17 protein-coding genes are annotated in these 13,877 nt (G+C 60.6%); 8 read left to right on the top strand and 9 right to left on the bottom strand.

Annotated elements, in window-relative coordinates:
• Positions 1-229 precede the first annotated feature (229 nt).
• The 4 genes from ftsY (at position 230) to rpoH (ending at position 4,480) form a co-directional block, all read left to right on the top strand.
• On the top strand, positions 230-1,825 hold the full coding sequence (gene ftsY, locus ACA067_RS31045) for a signal recognition particle-docking protein FtsY (RefSeq protein WP_497459863.1): 1,596 nt from the start codon (positions 230-232) through the stop codon (positions 1,823-1,825).
• The gene (gene ftsE, locus ACA067_RS31040) at positions 1,822-2,493 is read left to right on the top strand and encodes a cell division ATP-binding protein FtsE (RefSeq protein WP_064680267.1); all 672 of its coding nucleotides are present in this window, start codon (positions 1,822-1,824) and stop codon (positions 2,491-2,493) included. Before ftsY ends, ftsE begins: the two co-directional genes overlap by 4 nt.
• On the top strand, positions 2,490-3,512 hold the full coding sequence (gene ftsX / locus ACA067_RS31035) for a permease-like cell division protein FtsX (protein WP_497459862.1): 1,023 nt from the start codon (positions 2,490-2,492) through the stop codon (positions 3,510-3,512). The genes ftsE and ftsX overlap by 4 nt, the downstream gene beginning before the upstream one ends.
• 113 nt (positions 3,513-3,625) lie before the next feature.
• Positions 3,626-4,480: an RNA polymerase sigma factor RpoH gene (rpoH, locus tag ACA067_RS31030; RefSeq protein WP_007897890.1), complete on the top strand. Its 855-nt coding sequence runs from the start codon at positions 3,626-3,628 to the stop codon at positions 4,478-4,480.
• 200 nt (positions 4,481-4,680) lie between these two features.
• On the opposite strand, the gene mtgA is transcribed toward rpoH, so the two are convergent.
• Entirely contained in the window at positions 4,681-5,403 is a 723-nt protein-coding gene (gene mtgA, locus ACA067_RS31025; protein WP_497459861.1) for a monofunctional biosynthetic peptidoglycan transglycosylase, read from the bottom strand.
• Between the two features lie 74 nt (positions 5,404-5,477).
• On the opposite strand from mtgA, the gene ACA067_RS31020 reads away from it, so the two are divergent.
• The 4 genes from ACA067_RS31020 (at position 5,478) to trmB (ending at position 7,712) form a co-directional block, all read left to right on the top strand.
• On the top strand, positions 5,478-5,849 hold the full coding sequence (locus ACA067_RS31020) for a DUF423 domain-containing protein (RefSeq protein WP_497459860.1): 372 nt from the start codon (positions 5,478-5,480) through the stop codon (positions 5,847-5,849).
• Between the two features lie 72 nt (positions 5,850-5,921).
• Positions 5,922-6,122: a sulfur carrier protein ThiS gene (thiS, locus tag ACA067_RS31015; protein ID WP_008026157.1), complete on the top strand. Its 201-nt coding sequence runs from the start codon at positions 5,922-5,924 to the stop codon at positions 6,120-6,122.
• 60 nt (positions 6,123-6,182) lie between these two features.
• The gene (locus ACA067_RS31010) at positions 6,183-6,977 is read left to right on the top strand and encodes a thiazole synthase (protein WP_008068101.1); all 795 of its coding nucleotides are present in this window, start codon (positions 6,183-6,185) and stop codon (positions 6,975-6,977) included.
• Between the two features lie 9 nt (positions 6,978-6,986).
• Positions 6,987-7,712 (top strand): tRNA (guanosine(46)-N7)-methyltransferase TrmB, encoded by a 726-nt coding sequence (gene trmB, locus ACA067_RS31005; RefSeq protein WP_497459859.1) that lies wholly within the window; start codon positions 6,987-6,989, stop codon positions 7,710-7,712.
• Between the two features lie 132 nt (positions 7,713-7,844).
• Here the strand turns inward: trmB and ACA067_RS31000 are convergent, their stop codons facing one another.
• The 8 genes from ACA067_RS31000 to proC all read right to left on the bottom strand — a co-directional run bounded on the left by ACA067_RS31000 (position 7,845) and on the right by proC (position 13,857).
• A complete protein-coding gene (locus ACA067_RS31000; protein ID WP_128873530.1) occupies positions 7,845-8,168 on the bottom strand; it encodes a DUF3392 domain-containing protein in 324 nt (107 codons plus the stop codon).
• A 9-nt stretch (positions 8,169-8,177) separates the two neighbouring features.
• Positions 8,178-9,383 (bottom strand): radical SAM family heme chaperone HemW, encoded by a 1,206-nt coding sequence (gene hemW / locus ACA067_RS30995; RefSeq protein ID WP_497459858.1) that lies wholly within the window; start codon positions 9,381-9,383, stop codon positions 8,178-8,180.
• Complete coding sequence (gene rdgB / locus ACA067_RS30990) at positions 9,380-9,976, bottom strand: RdgB/HAM1 family non-canonical purine NTP pyrophosphatase (RefSeq protein ID WP_497459857.1); 597 nt, start codon at positions 9,974-9,976, stop codon at positions 9,380-9,382. Before rdgB ends, hemW begins: the two co-directional genes overlap by 4 nt.
• Entirely contained in the window at positions 9,973-10,407 is a 435-nt protein-coding gene (locus tag ACA067_RS30985) for a DUF4426 domain-containing protein (protein WP_497459856.1), read from the bottom strand. Before ACA067_RS30985 ends, rdgB begins: the two co-directional genes overlap by 4 nt.
• Positions 10,408-10,433: 26 nt before the next feature.
• Complete coding sequence (gene metW / locus ACA067_RS30980) at positions 10,434-11,054, bottom strand: methionine biosynthesis protein MetW (RefSeq protein WP_497459855.1); 621 nt, start codon at positions 11,052-11,054, stop codon at positions 10,434-10,436.
• 25 nt (positions 11,055-11,079) lie between these two features.
• Positions 11,080-12,222, bottom strand: coding sequence for a homoserine O-succinyltransferase MetX (metX, locus tag ACA067_RS30975; RefSeq protein WP_497459854.1), 1,143 nt, complete (start codon positions 12,220-12,222; stop codon positions 11,080-11,082).
• A gap of 215 nt (positions 12,223-12,437) precedes the next feature.
• Entirely contained in the window at positions 12,438-13,028 is a 591-nt protein-coding gene (locus ACA067_RS30970; protein ID WP_497459853.1) for a YggT family protein, read from the bottom strand.
• Positions 13,029-13,038: 10 nt separating this feature from the next.
• Positions 13,039-13,857, bottom strand: coding sequence for a pyrroline-5-carboxylate reductase (gene proC / locus ACA067_RS30965; protein WP_497459852.1), 819 nt, complete (start codon positions 13,855-13,857; stop codon positions 13,039-13,041).
• Between the last annotated feature and the right edge of the window lie 20 nt (positions 13,858-13,877).

The following is a 13,877-nucleotide window of genomic DNA, read 5'->3' as shown; positions in this document are numbered from 1 at the left end:
CAGGTTGTATGGGTTTGCGGCAAAAGGCTGTGGTTTATCGACTAGACTTAGCTTTTTCGCCGATTTTGCCGCTTCAGTCCTTCGTGAAATCGATTTTGTAAGGTGCCGTTTGCACCTCGACAAAATGTTGCGCGTGAACAAGCTGGATCAATCGCAGTCTGTTCTGCATCGAATATTCATTTGCCGAGGCGCCCTTTGGCGCGTCGCTACTGTGAGATAGCCGTCCTCCATGTTTGGTTCCAACGACGACAAGAAAGCCCCAGCTGCGGCTGGCGAGAAGAAAAGCCTGTTCGGATGGCTGCGCAAAAAGCCGCAGGAACCCGTCGTCGAACAGCCACAGCCCCAGCTACTTCCTGAGCAGCCTGAGCCAACACCTGCGCCGGTCATCGATGAAGCGCCCGCGCCGATGGTCTTGCCGATTGCCGAGCCGGTGCTGCAACCGGTCACCAAGCCTGAGCCCGATGTTGTGGCCGAAATCGTGACCCAGGTGCCGTTGACCCCCGTTGCCGAGCCCTGGTTGACATTGCCTGTGGCGGAAGAGCCGGTGGCATTGGTCGAAGATGAGTTGGCGCCGCACATTGCGCCGCCGATTCCGGCCCCGACGGCCTTTGCTCCCGAGCCGGTTCAGCCACCGGTGGTGGCGCCGGTGATCGCGCCAGTCGTGGTGGCCGAGCCTGCTCCGGTGATCCCGGCGCCTGTGGCTCCAGCAGTTGTTGCTCCGATTGCTCCAGTACCCGTGCCTGTTGCTGCTCCGATTGCTCCGGTTGCTCCAGCACCCATTCCTGTCGCTGCTCCGGTTGTTCCAGCCTCCATTCCTGTCGTTGCGCCCGTTGCCCCGGCACCTGTCGTGCCCGTCGAAGCACCCGCAGAGCCTGCGCGTACCGAAGAAACCAAAGCCGGTTTCTTCGCCCGCCTCAAGCAAGGCCTGTCCAAGACCAGCGCCAGCATTGGCGAAGGCATGGCCAGCCTGTTCCTGGGCAAGAAGATCATCGATGACGAGCTGCTCGAAGACATCGAGACGCGTCTGTTGACCGCTGATGTGGGCGTCGAAGCCACTTCGGTGATCATCCAGCGCCTGACCCAAAAGGTGGCACGCAAAGAGCTGGCCGATGCGGATGCGCTCTACAAGTCCCTGCAAGCCGAGCTGGCGGCAATGCTCAAGCCCGTCGAGCAGCCGCTGAAGATCACCTCGCAGAACAAGCCGTTCGTGATTCTGGTGGTCGGCGTCAACGGCGCCGGCAAGACCACCACCATCGGCAAGTTGGCGAAGAAGCTGCAACTCGAAGGCAAGAAAGTCATGCTCGCGGCGGGTGACACTTTCCGCGCCGCAGCGGTCGAGCAATTGCAGGTCTGGGGCGAGCGCAACAAGATTCCGGTAATTGCCCAGCACACCGGCGCCGACTCGGCATCGGTGATCTTCGACGCCGTGCAGGCCGCCAAGGCTCGTGGCATCGACGTTTTGATTGCCGACACCGCCGGTCGCCTGCACACCAAAGACAACCTGATGGAAGAGCTGAAGAAGGTGCGCCGGGTGATCGGCAAGCTCGATGCCGACGCGCCCCACGAAGTGTTGCTGGTACTGGATGCCGGTACCGGCCAGAACGCCATCAACCAGGCCAAGCAGTTCAACCAGACCGTCGAACTGACCGGCCTGGCCTTGACCAAACTCGACGGCACCGCCAAGGGCGGGGTGATTTTCGCCCTGGCCAAGCAGTTTGGCCTGCCGATTCGCTACATCGGTGTCGGTGAAGGCATCGATGATTTGCGTACTTTTGAAGCAGAACCCTTTGTCCAGGCACTGTTTGCCGAGCGGGAGCGTTCATGATTCGTTTCGAACAGGTCGGTAAACGCTATCCGAACGGTCACGTCGGCTTGCATGAGCTGAGCTTTCGAGTCCGTCGGGGCGAATTCTTGTTTGTGACCGGCCATTCCGGCGCCGGTAAAAGCACCCTGTTGCGGCTGCTATTGGCCATGGAACGCCCGACCACTGGCAAATTGCTGCTGGCCGGGCAAGACCTGGCCACCATCAGCAACGCGCAAATACCTTTCCTGCGTCGGCAGATCGGCGTGGTGTTCCAGAACCACCAGTTGCTGTTCGATCGCACGGTGTTCAACAACGTCGCGTTGCCGTTGCAGATTCTTGGCCTGTCCAAGGCCGAGATCGTCAAGCGAGTGGATTCGGCCCTGGAGCGCGTGGCGCTGTCGGACAAGACCGATCTGTACCCGGGCGATCTGTCTACCGGGCAGCAACAGCGCGTCGGCATCGCCCGTGCCATCGTTCACCGCCCGGCCTTGCTGCTGGCGGACGAACCAACCGGTAACCTCGACCCGCGCCTGGCAGCCGAAATCATGGGCGTCTTCGAAGACATCAACCGCCTGGGCACCAGCGTACTGATCGCCAGTCACGACCTCGCGCTGATCGCTCGCATGCGTCACCGCATGCTGACCCTGCAACGCGGCCGATTGATCGGTGACGGGGAGGCCGCCGTATGAGTGCGACACGCAGCCCCAAGGTTTCCGAGCGCGTAGCGCCCAAAGGTGCCGATCCGCAACCGCAGAAGAAAAAACGCGACGATGATGATGGTCCGGATTTCGCCACGCTGTTACGCGCCTGGATCGAAAGCCATCGTGCCAGCCTGCTGGATAGTTTGCGTCGCTTGGGCAAACAACCAGTCGGCAGTTTTTTCACCTGCATGGTGATGGCGGTTGCCCTCAGTCTGCCCATGGGCCTGTCACTTCTGCTAGGTAACGTCGAGCGCCTCGGCGGTTCCTGGCAGCGTGCGGCGCAGATTTCCCTCTATCTGCAAATCGACGCCAGCCCGACCGAGGGCGAGGCGTTGCGCGAGCAGATCAAGGGCATGCCCGGTGTCGCGGAGGCCGAATATGTCGGCCGCGATCAGGCGCTGGAAGAGTTCCAGCAACAGTCCGGCCTGGGCGAGGCGCTCAAGGAGTTGCCGGAAAATCCGCTGCCAGGCGTAGTGCTGGTGACCCCGGCCGAAGTCGACAAGCCTGCCCTTGAAGCATTGAGACAAAAACTTTCCGAGTTGCCGAAGGTACAGCAGGCGCAACTTGATCTAGTCTGGGTCGAGCGTTTGGCGGCGATCCTCAAGCTGGGTGACCGTTTTGTCTTCGGTCTGACCGTGCTTCTGGTTTCTGCATTACTTTTGGTGATAGGCAATACCATTCGTCTTCATATTGAAAACCGCCGCACAGAGATAGAAGTGATTAAACTCGTAGGCGGCACTGACAGCTATGTGCGCAGGCCCTTTCTGTATATGGGTGCGCTTTATGGCTTTGGTGCGGGGCTTCTTTCATGGGGCGTACTGGCGTTCGGTCTGGACTGGCTGAACGACGCGGTAGTCGGGCTGGCCGGGTTGTATGGCAGTGATTTCGCACTGGCCGGCGTGCCGGTTGCCGACGGTCTGTCGCTCTTGCTTGGCGCGGTGCTGTTGGGGTATATCGGTGCATGGATTGCAGTCGCACGCCACCTGAGGGAGCTTGCGCCAAAGTAATATCATTTTGCTCGTATTGACCTTTCAGCGTTTATGGGAACTTGTCTTTCGGTTTCCGGTCAATTTTCGCAGTGCTGAACTGCACGAGTTATGTAAGTCGGAGGTTTTTTCGTATGACCAATTCTTTGCAACCTGCATATGCTCTGGTCCCGGGTGCAAACCTGGAGGCCTATGTGCACACGGTAAACAGCATTCCATTGCTGACGCCGGAGCAGGAGCGTGAACTGGCCGAGAGTCTCTATTATGAGCAGGATTTGGGGGCGGCTCGGCAGATGGTGCTCGCCCACCTGCGTTTTGTTGTACATATCGCCCGTAGCTATTCAGGCTACGGTCTGGCTCAGGCTGACCTGATCCAGGAAGGCAACGTCGGCCTGATGAAGGCCGTGAAGCGCTTCAACCCGGAAATGGGTGTGCGCCTGGTGTCCTTTGCGGTGCACTGGATCAAGGCGGAAATCCACGAGTTCATCCTGCGCAACTGGCGCATCGTGAAAGTCGCGACCACCAAGGCCCAGCGCAAGCTGTTCTTCAACCTGCGCAGCCAGAAAAAACGTCTGGCGTGGCTGAACAACGAGGAAGTCCACCGTGTGGCGGAAAGCCTTGGCGTAGAGCCGCGGGAAGTGCGCGAGATGGAAAGTCGCCTGACCGGCCATGACATGGCCTTCGACCCGGCCGCGGAAGCGGACGACGACAGTGCATTCCAGTCGCCGGCCAACTATCTGGAAGACCACCGGTACGACCCGGCCCGTCAACTGGAAGATGCCGACTGGAGCGACAACTCCAACCACAACCTGCACGAAGCGCTGGAAGTGCTGGACGACCGCAGCCGTGACATCCTCTACCAGCGCTGGCTGGCAGAAGAAAAAGCCACGCTGCACGACCTGGCGCAGAAGTACAACGTGTCGGCCGAGCGTATTCGTCAGCTCGAGAAGAGCGCGATGAACAAGCTCAAGTTGTCGATTGCCGCATAACCTGCGAACCGGCAATAAAAAACGCCCCGATCATTGATCGGGGCGTTTTTGTTTGTACTGGTTTTTCGTCTGGCGCCGGCCCCTGTGGGAGCGAGCCTGCTCGCGATGGCGTCAGGTCAGTCGGTACAGATGTTGAATAATCTACCGCTATCGCGAGCAGGCTCGCTCCCACAGTGGATCTTCAGCGCTCAGGAAATCGGCTACTGCGCCCAAGGCGCCCGACGCGAATCGTTGAGGCCGACCAGATAACTGTCGCCACCCAACTGGCTCATCTGCTGCCGAATCCACCCGGCCCGCCGTGCGACATAGTTGGTCGGATGACTCGCACTCCAGACCCGCGGGTTTGGCAGAACAGCAGCCAACAAACTTGCCTGCTGCCGGGACAACGAACGAGCGCTCACACCAAAGTGATGCCGGGCCGCCGCTTCCGCGCCAAACACCCCGTCATCCCACTCGACGCTGTTCAGGTACACCTCAAGAATCCGCTGCTTGGGCCACAGCACCTCGATCAACCCGGTGAACCACGCTTCCAGGCCTTTACGCAGCCAACTGCGGCCGGACCACAAAAACAGATTCTTCGAGACTTGCTGGCTCAGGGTGCTGGCACCGCGAATCGAACCGCCGAGCTCGTTATGGGCCAAGGCTTTCTGGATCGCCCCAAAGTCAAAACCCCAATGCTCCGGGAATTTCTGATCCTCGCCCGCGATCACCGCGACTTTCAGGTCGTCGGAGATTTCATCCCAGGGCTTCCAGGTGCGTTGCAGGTCAATCGGCTCGCCGTCGATCCAGGATTCGACCTTGCGCTCGACCATCAGCGCCGTGCCCGGTGGGGGCACCACGCGAAAGATCAGAACCAGCAACACGCTGCCGCCCGCGAACCAGAGCAGGGCCTTCGTGAATCGTCGTAAGAATAAACGCAGCATAGAGATGGCTTGGCCGAACCCGTCGAGCGGGCCATTATACAGACCCTGTGGATCGAGTCTGACTGGAGTTCTTCATGCTGCGTGGCTTTCTGATGTTGGCCGCTTTCTTCGGCTTCACCGGCGTTGCTCTTGGAGCATTCGCGGCCCACGGACTGAAAAGCCGTCTGACGCCCGAATACCTGGCGATCTTCCACACCGGCGTCACCTATCAACTGGTGCACACCTTGGCGCTGCTGGGTGTAGCGCTGCTGGCCACGCAGATCCCCGGCCGTTTGATCACTTGGGCGGGGGCATCCTTTGCCATCGGCATCCTGCTGTTTTCCGGCAGCTTGTATCTGCTGACGATCACTGGCGTGAGCAAGCTTGGCATCGTCACGCCTATCGGTGGCCTCGCGTTTCTCGCGGGCTGGATTTGCTTGGGGCTTGCCGCTTGGCGCTTGGGCTGACTTAAGGGCTTGGGTCGCCAAGACTGATCGGGCTAGAATGCCAGCCCCTTAAAATGATGGCGGCCATTCGGTATGCGCATTCAATTGAACGGCGAATCCCTTGAACTGCCCGACGGTGAAACCGTTGCGGCCCTGCTGACCCGTCTGGAACTGACCGGACGCCGGGTGGCGGTCGAACTCAATCTGGATATCGTCCCGCGCAGCCAGCATGCTGACACCACGCTGAACGACGGCGATTCGGTCGAAGTCGTGCACGCCATCGGCGGCGGCTAGTCGCCTGGCCCGCAAGGGCACAGAATTCTGCAAGAACCTCACCCCTATAGAGGATTTCCCATGAGCATCGTTCGTAGCGACAAGCCCTTTGTCCTGGCCGGTCGTACTTACCAGTCGCGTTTGCTGGTAGGTACTGGCAAGTACCGCGACATGGAAGAAACCCGCCTGGCCATCGAAGCCTCGGGTGCCGAGATCGTCACCTTCGCCGTGCGCCGCACCAACCTCGGCCAGAACCCGGGCGAACCGAACCTGCTCGAAGTCCTGTCGCCGGATCGCTACACCTTCCTGCCTAACACCGCCGGTTGCTTCGACGCTACCGAGGCTGTGCGCACCTGCCGCCTGGCCCGTGAGCTGCTCGGTGGCCACAACCTGGTAAAGCTGGAAGTGCTGGCGGACCAGAAAACCCTGTTCCCCAACGTGATCGAAACTCTCAAGGCCGCCGAAGTGCTGGTCAAGGAAGGCTTCGACGTGATGGTCTACACCAGCGATGACCCGATCATCGCCCGTCAACTGGCAGAAATCGGCGTTATCGCGGTCATGCCGCTGGCCGGTCTGATCGGCACGGGCCTGGGGATCTGCAATCCGTACAACCTGCAGATCATCCTCGAAGAAGCCAAGATCCCGGTGCTGGTGGATGCCGGTGTCGGTACTGCTTCCGACGCCACCATCGCCATGGAACTGGGTTGCGAAGCGGTGCTGATGAACTCGGCCATCGCCCACGCCCAGCAGCCAATCATGATGGCCGAAGCCATGAAACACGCCATCGTTGCAGGTCGCCTGGCCTACCTCGCCGGCCGCATGCCGAAAAAACTCTATGCCAGCGCTTCCTCGCCGCTGGATGGTCTGATCAAGTAAGAGCCATTGATGACTGAATCGAACGACACGCCTATCCAGCCGGAAGAAGGCGAAGAACGCCAACACCGCCGCATCAAGAGTTTCGTGATGCGCGCCGGCCGCATGACCGAAGGCCAGCAAAAAGGCCTGGAGCAGGGCACGCCGCTGTTCGTCCTGCCGCTGGCCGATGCACCGGTGGACTTCGATCAGGTGTTCGGCCGTTCGGCGCCGCGCTCGCTGGAAATCGGTTTCGGCATGGGCCATTCGCTGCTGGAAATGGCCGCGGCGTCGCCAGAGCAGGATTTCATCGGCGTGGAAGTTCACCGTCCGGGTGTCGGCGCACTGCTCAATGGCGTGCTGACCCAGGGCCTGACCAATCTGCGGGTCTACGATTGCGACGCAATCGAAGTGCTTAACAATTGCGTGGCTGATAACAGCCTCGATCGCCTGATGCTGTTTTTCCCGGACCCATGGCACAAAAGCCGCCACCACAAGCGCCGTATCGTTCAGGCGTCGTTCGCGGAACTGGTGCGCAGCAAGTTGAAGGTCGGCGGGGTGCTGCACATGGCCACCGACTGGGAACCGTATGCCGAGTACATGCTGGAAGTGATGAACGTTGCGCCGGGTTATCGCAACCTGGCCGAAGACGGCAAGTGCGTCCCGCGCCCGGCCGAACGCCCGATCACCAAGTTCGAACGCCGCGGCGAACGGCTTGGGCATGGTGTTTGGGACCTGAAGTTCGAAAAGCAGTCCTAAACCATACGCAATACAAACTGTGGGAGCGAGCTTGCTCGCGATGGCGGCCTGACAGTCAACTGAGATGTTGAATGTAATGGCCTCATCGCGAGCAAGCTCGCTCCCACAGTTGTTTTGTGGTGTGTCCGAAAGTCAGCGGCGGTCGGCGACGACACCGATGAGCACCAGCACCACCAACAACACCGGTGCCAGGCTGTAGTTGTTGAACTGGCTCAGGCCCTTGATGATCCACGGGGTGGCGTAGATCAGCGCCACGCCGCTGCCGACCATGCACACCAGGGCCATCAGCGGCACGCGCAAGGCGCCGGCGATGCTGCCCAGGCGTTGATCGACCCAGCCTTTGATATCCGCGCCAAACAGCACCAGCAGGCAGCCCACCAAGGCCAGGGCGATTTCCGAAAGATTGCTGCGACTCCAGCGGGACGCCGTGGCGAGCAGGTCGAGTACCAAATCCATTCGATTTCCTTATGTCAGAAATTTCTGCAGCAAGTCATTGAGAAACAGTTGTCCGCGCATCGTGGCCGCCAGACGTGACGGTTCGACCTGCAACAAGCCACTTTGTTCGGCCTCGCGACGGCCTTCGGCGAGGCTTTCCAGGGTCAGCCCGGTGCGTTGCGGATACAAGCACGACTCGACGCCTTCGGTGAGGCGCAAGGCGTTCATCAGGAATTCAAACGGCAGCTCTTCGTTGGTCAGGACCTTCTCGCCCGCCTGGAAGCTTTTGGCGGGGTTGAGGTAGTCCTTCGGCAGGCGCGTCTTCCAGGTACGCACGATGCGTCCGTCCGGATGGCTGAGCTTGCCGTGGGCACCGGCACCGATGCCAATGAAGTCGCCGAAACTCCAGTAATTGAGGTTATGCCGCGCCGCACGACCGGGTTGGGCATAGGCCGAGACTTCATATTGCGCGTAACCGTGCTCGGCCAGCAGGGTCTGACCGGCTTCCTGGATGTCCCACAAGGTGTCGTCTTCCGGCAGCGTCGGTGGCTGGTTCCAGAACACCGTGTTCGGCTCCAGCGTCAGCTGATACCAGGACAGGTGGGTCGGCTTGAGGGCGATGGCCTGGCGCAGGTCGCTCAGGGCGTCGTCCAGGGACTGATCGGGCAAACCGTGCATCAGGTCCAGGTTGAAGTTGTCGAACCCGGCCTGACGGGCCATGCCGGCAGCACGCACCGCTTCGTCACCGTTGTGAATCCGCCCCAAAGCCATGAGTTTTTCTTGCTGAAAGCTCTGGATGCCGATCGACAGGCGATTGATGCCCAGCTTTCGGTAGGCGACGAACTTCTCCTGCTCGAAAGTCCCCGGATTGGCCTCCAGGGTGATTTCGATGTCGCTGGCAAACGCAATGCGTTGCTCGACGCCTCTGAGCAAGCGGCCCAGCGCCTCGGCGCCGAACAGGCTTGGCGTACCGCCACCAAAGAAGATCGAGCTCAGTTCACGACCGTAGACTGCATGCAGGTCCTGATCGAGGTCGGCCAGCAACGCGTCCACATACTCTTCTTCCGGCAGCACCGGGCTGGCGGTGTGGGAGTTGAAGTCGCAATAAGGGCATTTGCGCACACACCACGGGATGTGGATGTACAGCGCCAAGGGCGGCAGTATTGGGAGCGCAGCCCGTGGCGATTGTGCGGCACCGCCGAAGATCAGCGGTGACGCGGACGATTCAAGGGTCATTTCAAGCCCAGACGCTGGCGCAGCAGATCCATTGCACGGGCGCGGTGGCTGATGAGGTTCTTTTCACTCGGACTCAGCTCGGCGCTGGAGCATTCGCGCTCCGGCACCCAGAACAGTGGGTCGTAGCCGAAACCGTGCTCACCGCTGGCTGCCGGCAGTATGCGCCCGTGCCACAGGCCTTCGCAGAGGATCGGCAACGGATCGTCGGCATGCCGCACCAGCGCCAGCACACAGACGAACTGCGCGCCGCGCTCGGCTTCCGGCACGTCTTTCAACGCGTCGAGCAGTTTGGCGTTATTCGCCGCATCGCCCAGACCGTCGGCATAACGCGCCGAATAGATCCCTGGCGCACCGCCGAGGAAATCCACCGCCAGCCCCGAATCGTCGGCGAGCGCCGGCAGACCGGAGATGCGCGCGGCATTACGGGCCTTGAGAATGGCGTTCTCGACGAACGACAGGCCGGTTTCTTCAGGCTCGACGCTGCTGAACTCGCCGATCGAGCGCAGTTGCACCGATTCGCCGAGCATGGCCTGGAGTTCCTTGAGTTTGCCGGCGTTATGGCTGGCCAGTACGAGTTGCGTGAAGTTCATCATTGGCCGGGGAAAAGCTCTTGTTGGAAACTGATGGTGTTGGTTTTATCGCCGTTCTTCACGTTGATCTGGAAGGTACGGGTTTCCTGCTGATCGACCGGATATTGCGCGATGTAGTAGACAGCGCCCTGTTCGGTGATCTGTTTGAATTTCAACGAGACGCTTTGGCTGGTGAGATCTTTGACCGTACCGTTGACTTCAGCGGTCAGAGGCTTGCCATCCTTGAGCACGGATACGTTGATCACACCCTGGTTCTTGCTTCGGGTCAGACCCGCCGCTTTGGCGATGTCCGGCGTCAGGAAGGTGGAATTGAAGGTGTTGTAGTGCACCGTCACGTCGCCAAAGGTCTCCTGGCGCTCGCCTTTGATGACGTCGGCGGCCATGGCGGTGACGCTCAGGCAGGCAGTAAGTACAAACAGCGCTAGACGACCCATGATCGTTCTCCTCGAAATGTCGTGACTCAGACCGCGACCTTGTGGTCTTGCAGCCCGGGGCTGCTGACGCGGTAAATACCGATTTCACCTAATAGATTAGGCCATAGCTTACTGGCCCACCCGTGACGGTGCTGTTGATCCACGGCAAGCCGATCAATGACCTTGGCTTCACGTTCGCGGCATAACGCTTCAAAGTCTTCAAAGGTGCAAAAGTGGATGTTCGGCGTGTTGTACCAGGTGTACGGCAGAAAATCGGACACCGGCATCCGGCCCTTGCTCGCCAGGTACCAGCGGCAGCGCCAGTGACCGAAGTTGGGGAAAGTGATGATGCATTGGCGACCGACGCGCAGCATTTCATCGAGGATCCTGTCCGGGTAATGAACGGCCTGCAGCGCCTGGGTCATGACCACGATGTCGAAACTGTTGCTGGCGAAATTGCCGAGGCCCTTGTCCAGGTCCTGCTCGATGACGTTGATGCCCTTGGCCACGCACTCGGCAATGTTGTCCGGGTCGTTTTCCAGGCCATAGCCAGTGACTTGCTTGTTATCACGCAGCCAGGTCAGCAATTCGCCGTCGCCGCAACCGAGGTCGAGCACGCGGCTACCGGCGGGGATCCATTCCTGGATGATGTCCAGATCGGCTCTCATGGCTTCCTCCCCAAGTGATAACGGCTCATATAAGCGAAATTCGGTTCATGTAGTTGCGAAAAGCCTGCAGGTAACGCGGGATCGGAATCAGGAAGGCGTCGTGGCCTTGCGGAGCGTCGATTTCCAGGTAGCAGACGTCTTTCTTGGCCGCCATCAGCGCGTCCACCAGTTCCCGCGAACGGGCAGGGGAGAAGCGCCAGTCGGTGGTAAAGGACATCACGCAGAACTTGGCCTGGACATGGGCGAAGGTTTTCGCCAGGTCATCGTCGAAATTCGCCGCGGGATCGAAGTAGTCCAGCGCCTTGGTCATCAGCAGGTACGTGTTGGCATCGAAACGTCCGGAGAATTCTTCGCCCTGATAACGCAGGTAGCTTTCGACCTGGAACTCGACGCTGTGGAAGTCGTAGTTGAGCTTCTCGCTCTTCAGGCCCCGGCCGAATTTCTCGCCCATGGAGTCATCGGACAGGTACGTGATGTGCCCGACCATCCGCGCCAGCATCAAGCCGCGCTTGGGAATCACGCCTGCTTCCTGGAACGAGCCGCCGTGGAATTCGGGGTCGGTCAGAATCGCCTGGCGCGCTACTTCGTTGAAGGCAATGTTCTGCGCCGACAGCTTGGGTGCCGAGGCGATGGCCAGGCAGTGGCGAATGCGCTCAGGGTACGTGATGCTCCACTGCATGGCCTGCATGCCACCGAGGCTGCCGCCAATCACGGCGGCCCATTGGCTGATACCGAGCAGATCCGCCAGGCGCGCCTGGCTGTGCACCCAATCTTCCACGGTCAGTACTGGGAAGTCGGCACCGAACGGCTTGCCGGTCTCCGGGTTGATGCTGCTCGGGCCGGTGGAGCCGTTGCAGCCGCCGAGGTTGTTCAGGCTGACCACGAAGAACCTGTCGGTGTCGATCGGTTTGCCGGGGCCGATGCAGCTGTCCCACCAACCGGGTTTGCGGTCATCGGGGCTGTGGAAACCGGCGGCGTGGTGGTGGCCGGACAAGGCGTGGCAGATCAGCACGGCGTTGCTCGCCGTGGTGTTCAGCGTGCCGTAGGTCTCGTAGATCAGGTCATAAGCCGGGAGCGAACGGCCGCAGGCCAGGGCCAGGGGTTCGCTGAAGTGCGCCACTCGCGGCGTCACCAGACCAACAGAATCGGGGGGAAAGGCAGCTGGCATCGACCCTGCTCTCGTTGAAATGAGGCGTAAGTCTAAAGACCGGTGGGGTTAGCGGCAAGCAAAGGCCGGGCCTGATTTCATTCAGCTCGACCGAGGCGCATTCTTCGCCGGCAAGCCGGTCTCGCTCCCACAGGGGAATGCATTTCAAATGTGGGAGCGAGCTTGCTCGCGAAGAACGATGACACGGTTATCCTGCCGTGCGCTGAAGATCCGGATTACATCAGCAGGCGCAGGATTTCCGGCATCATCGTCATGGCGGCGAGGTTGTTGATCACCAGCATGTCGATCAGCTTGAGCACCAGGAATGCCAGGATCGGCGAGATATCCAGGCCGCCCAGGTTCGGCACGATCTTGCGGAACGGCGCCAGGGCCGGCTCGCAGATCTGGTTCACCAGCTCGGCGCCAGGGTTATGGCTGCCCGGTGCGACCCACGACAGGATCACGCTGATGATCAGCGCGAAGAAGAAAATCTTCAGGAACAGCGCCGTCACGCCAATCAGCGACCAGATCAGCAATTGCAGGGGGTTGCCGATGGTGCCATAGGTCAGCAGCAGGGTCAGGGCCATCAGCGCCAGTTGCACGAGGATCGCCAGCACCAGCGAGGACATGTCCAGGCCGAACATGCTCGGGATGATCCGGCGCAGCGGCTTGAGCAGCGGCTGGGTGGCTTTCACGGCGAACTGGCAGAGCGGGTTGTAGAAGTTCGCGCGCACCAGTTGCAGCACGAAGCGCAACAGCACGATCAGCAGGTACAGGCTGCCGAGGGTTTGCAGCACGTAGACCGCTGCGGTGTTCAATCCAATCATGTAAGGCTCCTTATTGACCCAATTGTTCGGCCATCTCGGCCGAGCGGTGCGCAGCGGCGCCGAGTGCTTTTTCTACCAGGGCTTCGAAGCCCCCGGCCTGGAACGACTTGATGGCCGCTTCCGTGGTGCCCGCAGGGGACGTCACGCGGCGACGCAGTTCGGCGGCGTCGACATCGCTGGCGACCGCCATGTGTGCAGCGCCCAAGGCGGTTTGCAGGGTCAGTTGGGCGGCGATGTCCGCAGGGAGGCCGAGTTTCACGCCGGCGGCGGTCATGGCTTCGATCAGCAGGAAAAAGTACGCGGGACCCGAGCCGGAAACGGCCGTCACCGCGTCCAGTTGCTGTTCTTCGTTCAGCCACAGGGCGATGCCGACGGCCGACAACAGCTCTTGGGCCTGCTGACGTTGTTCGGCGGTGACTTGCGCGGTGGCAAACAAGCCACTCACGCCCTGACGCAGCAGCGCCGGGGTATTGGGCATGCAGCGCACGATCGGCTGGGCGCCGAGCCAGTTGTTCATGCTGGCGCAGGTGATGCCCGCAGCGATCGAGACCACCAGTTGATTCGGTTGCAGGCTTGGGCGGATGGCTTCGCAGACGGCTTTCATCGCCTGGGGCTTGACCGCCAGCACGACCACGTCGGCGTCTTGAATGGCTTGGGCGTTGTCGGCGAATACTTCGATGCCGTGCTCGGCGTTCACACGAGCGCGGGTTTCAGCGCCCGGATCGCTGGCGCGGATCTGCGCAGCGTCCAGGCCTTTGGCGCGCAGGCCACCGATCAGGCTGGCGGCCATGTTGCCGGCACCGATAAAGGCAATACGAGTCTTGCTCATGTCAGGTCCTTATAAAGAGG

This window comes from Pseudomonas sp. LBUM1674 (assembly GCF_059695635.1).
The sequence above is the reverse complement of the archived record's forward strand: the minus strand, read 5'-3'. Positions and strand labels throughout refer to the sequence as shown.

Coding starts and splice junctions, on each gene's coding strand:
- ftsY (WP_497459863.1), top strand. CDS start 230: ATGTTTGGTTCCAACGACGACAAGAAAGCCCCAGCTGCGGCTGGCGAG.
- ftsE (WP_064680267.1), top strand. CDS start 1,822: ATGATTCGTTTCGAACAGGTCGGTAAACGCTATCCGAACGGTCACGTC.
- ftsX (WP_497459862.1), top strand. CDS start 2,490: ATGAGTGCGACACGCAGCCCCAAGGTTTCCGAGCGCGTAGCGCCCAAA.
- rpoH (WP_007897890.1), top strand. CDS start 3,626: ATGACCAATTCTTTGCAACCTGCATATGCTCTGGTCCCGGGTGCAAAC.
- mtgA (WP_497459861.1), bottom strand. CDS start 5,403: ATGCTGCGTTTATTCTTACGACGATTCACGAAGGCCCTGCTCTGGTTC.
- ACA067_RS31020 (WP_497459860.1), top strand. CDS start 5,478: ATGCTGCGTGGCTTTCTGATGTTGGCCGCTTTCTTCGGCTTCACCGGC.
- thiS (WP_008026157.1), top strand. CDS start 5,922: ATGCGCATTCAATTGAACGGCGAATCCCTTGAACTGCCCGACGGTGAA.
- ACA067_RS31010 (WP_008068101.1), top strand. CDS start 6,183: ATGAGCATCGTTCGTAGCGACAAGCCCTTTGTCCTGGCCGGTCGTACT.
- trmB (WP_497459859.1), top strand. CDS start 6,987: ATGACTGAATCGAACGACACGCCTATCCAGCCGGAAGAAGGCGAAGAA.
- ACA067_RS31000 (WP_128873530.1), bottom strand. CDS start 8,168: ATGGATTTGGTACTCGACCTGCTCGCCACGGCGTCCCGCTGGAGTCGC.
- hemW (WP_497459858.1), bottom strand. CDS start 9,383: ATGACCCTTGAATCGTCCGCGTCACCGCTGATCTTCGGCGGTGCCGCA.
- rdgB (WP_497459857.1), bottom strand. CDS start 9,976: ATGATGAACTTCACGCAACTCGTACTGGCCAGCCATAACGCCGGCAAA.
- ACA067_RS30985 (WP_497459856.1), bottom strand. CDS start 10,407: ATGGGTCGTCTAGCGCTGTTTGTACTTACTGCCTGCCTGAGCGTCACC.
- metW (WP_497459855.1), bottom strand. CDS start 11,054: ATGAGAGCCGATCTGGACATCATCCAGGAATGGATCCCCGCCGGTAGC.
- metX (WP_497459854.1), bottom strand. CDS start 12,222: ATGCCAGCTGCCTTTCCCCCCGATTCTGTTGGTCTGGTGACGCCGCGA.
- ACA067_RS30970 (WP_497459853.1), bottom strand. CDS start 13,028: ATGATTGGATTGAACACCGCAGCGGTCTACGTGCTGCAAACCCTCGGC.
- proC (WP_497459852.1), bottom strand. CDS start 13,857: ATGAGCAAGACTCGTATTGCCTTTATCGGTGCCGGCAACATGGCCGCC.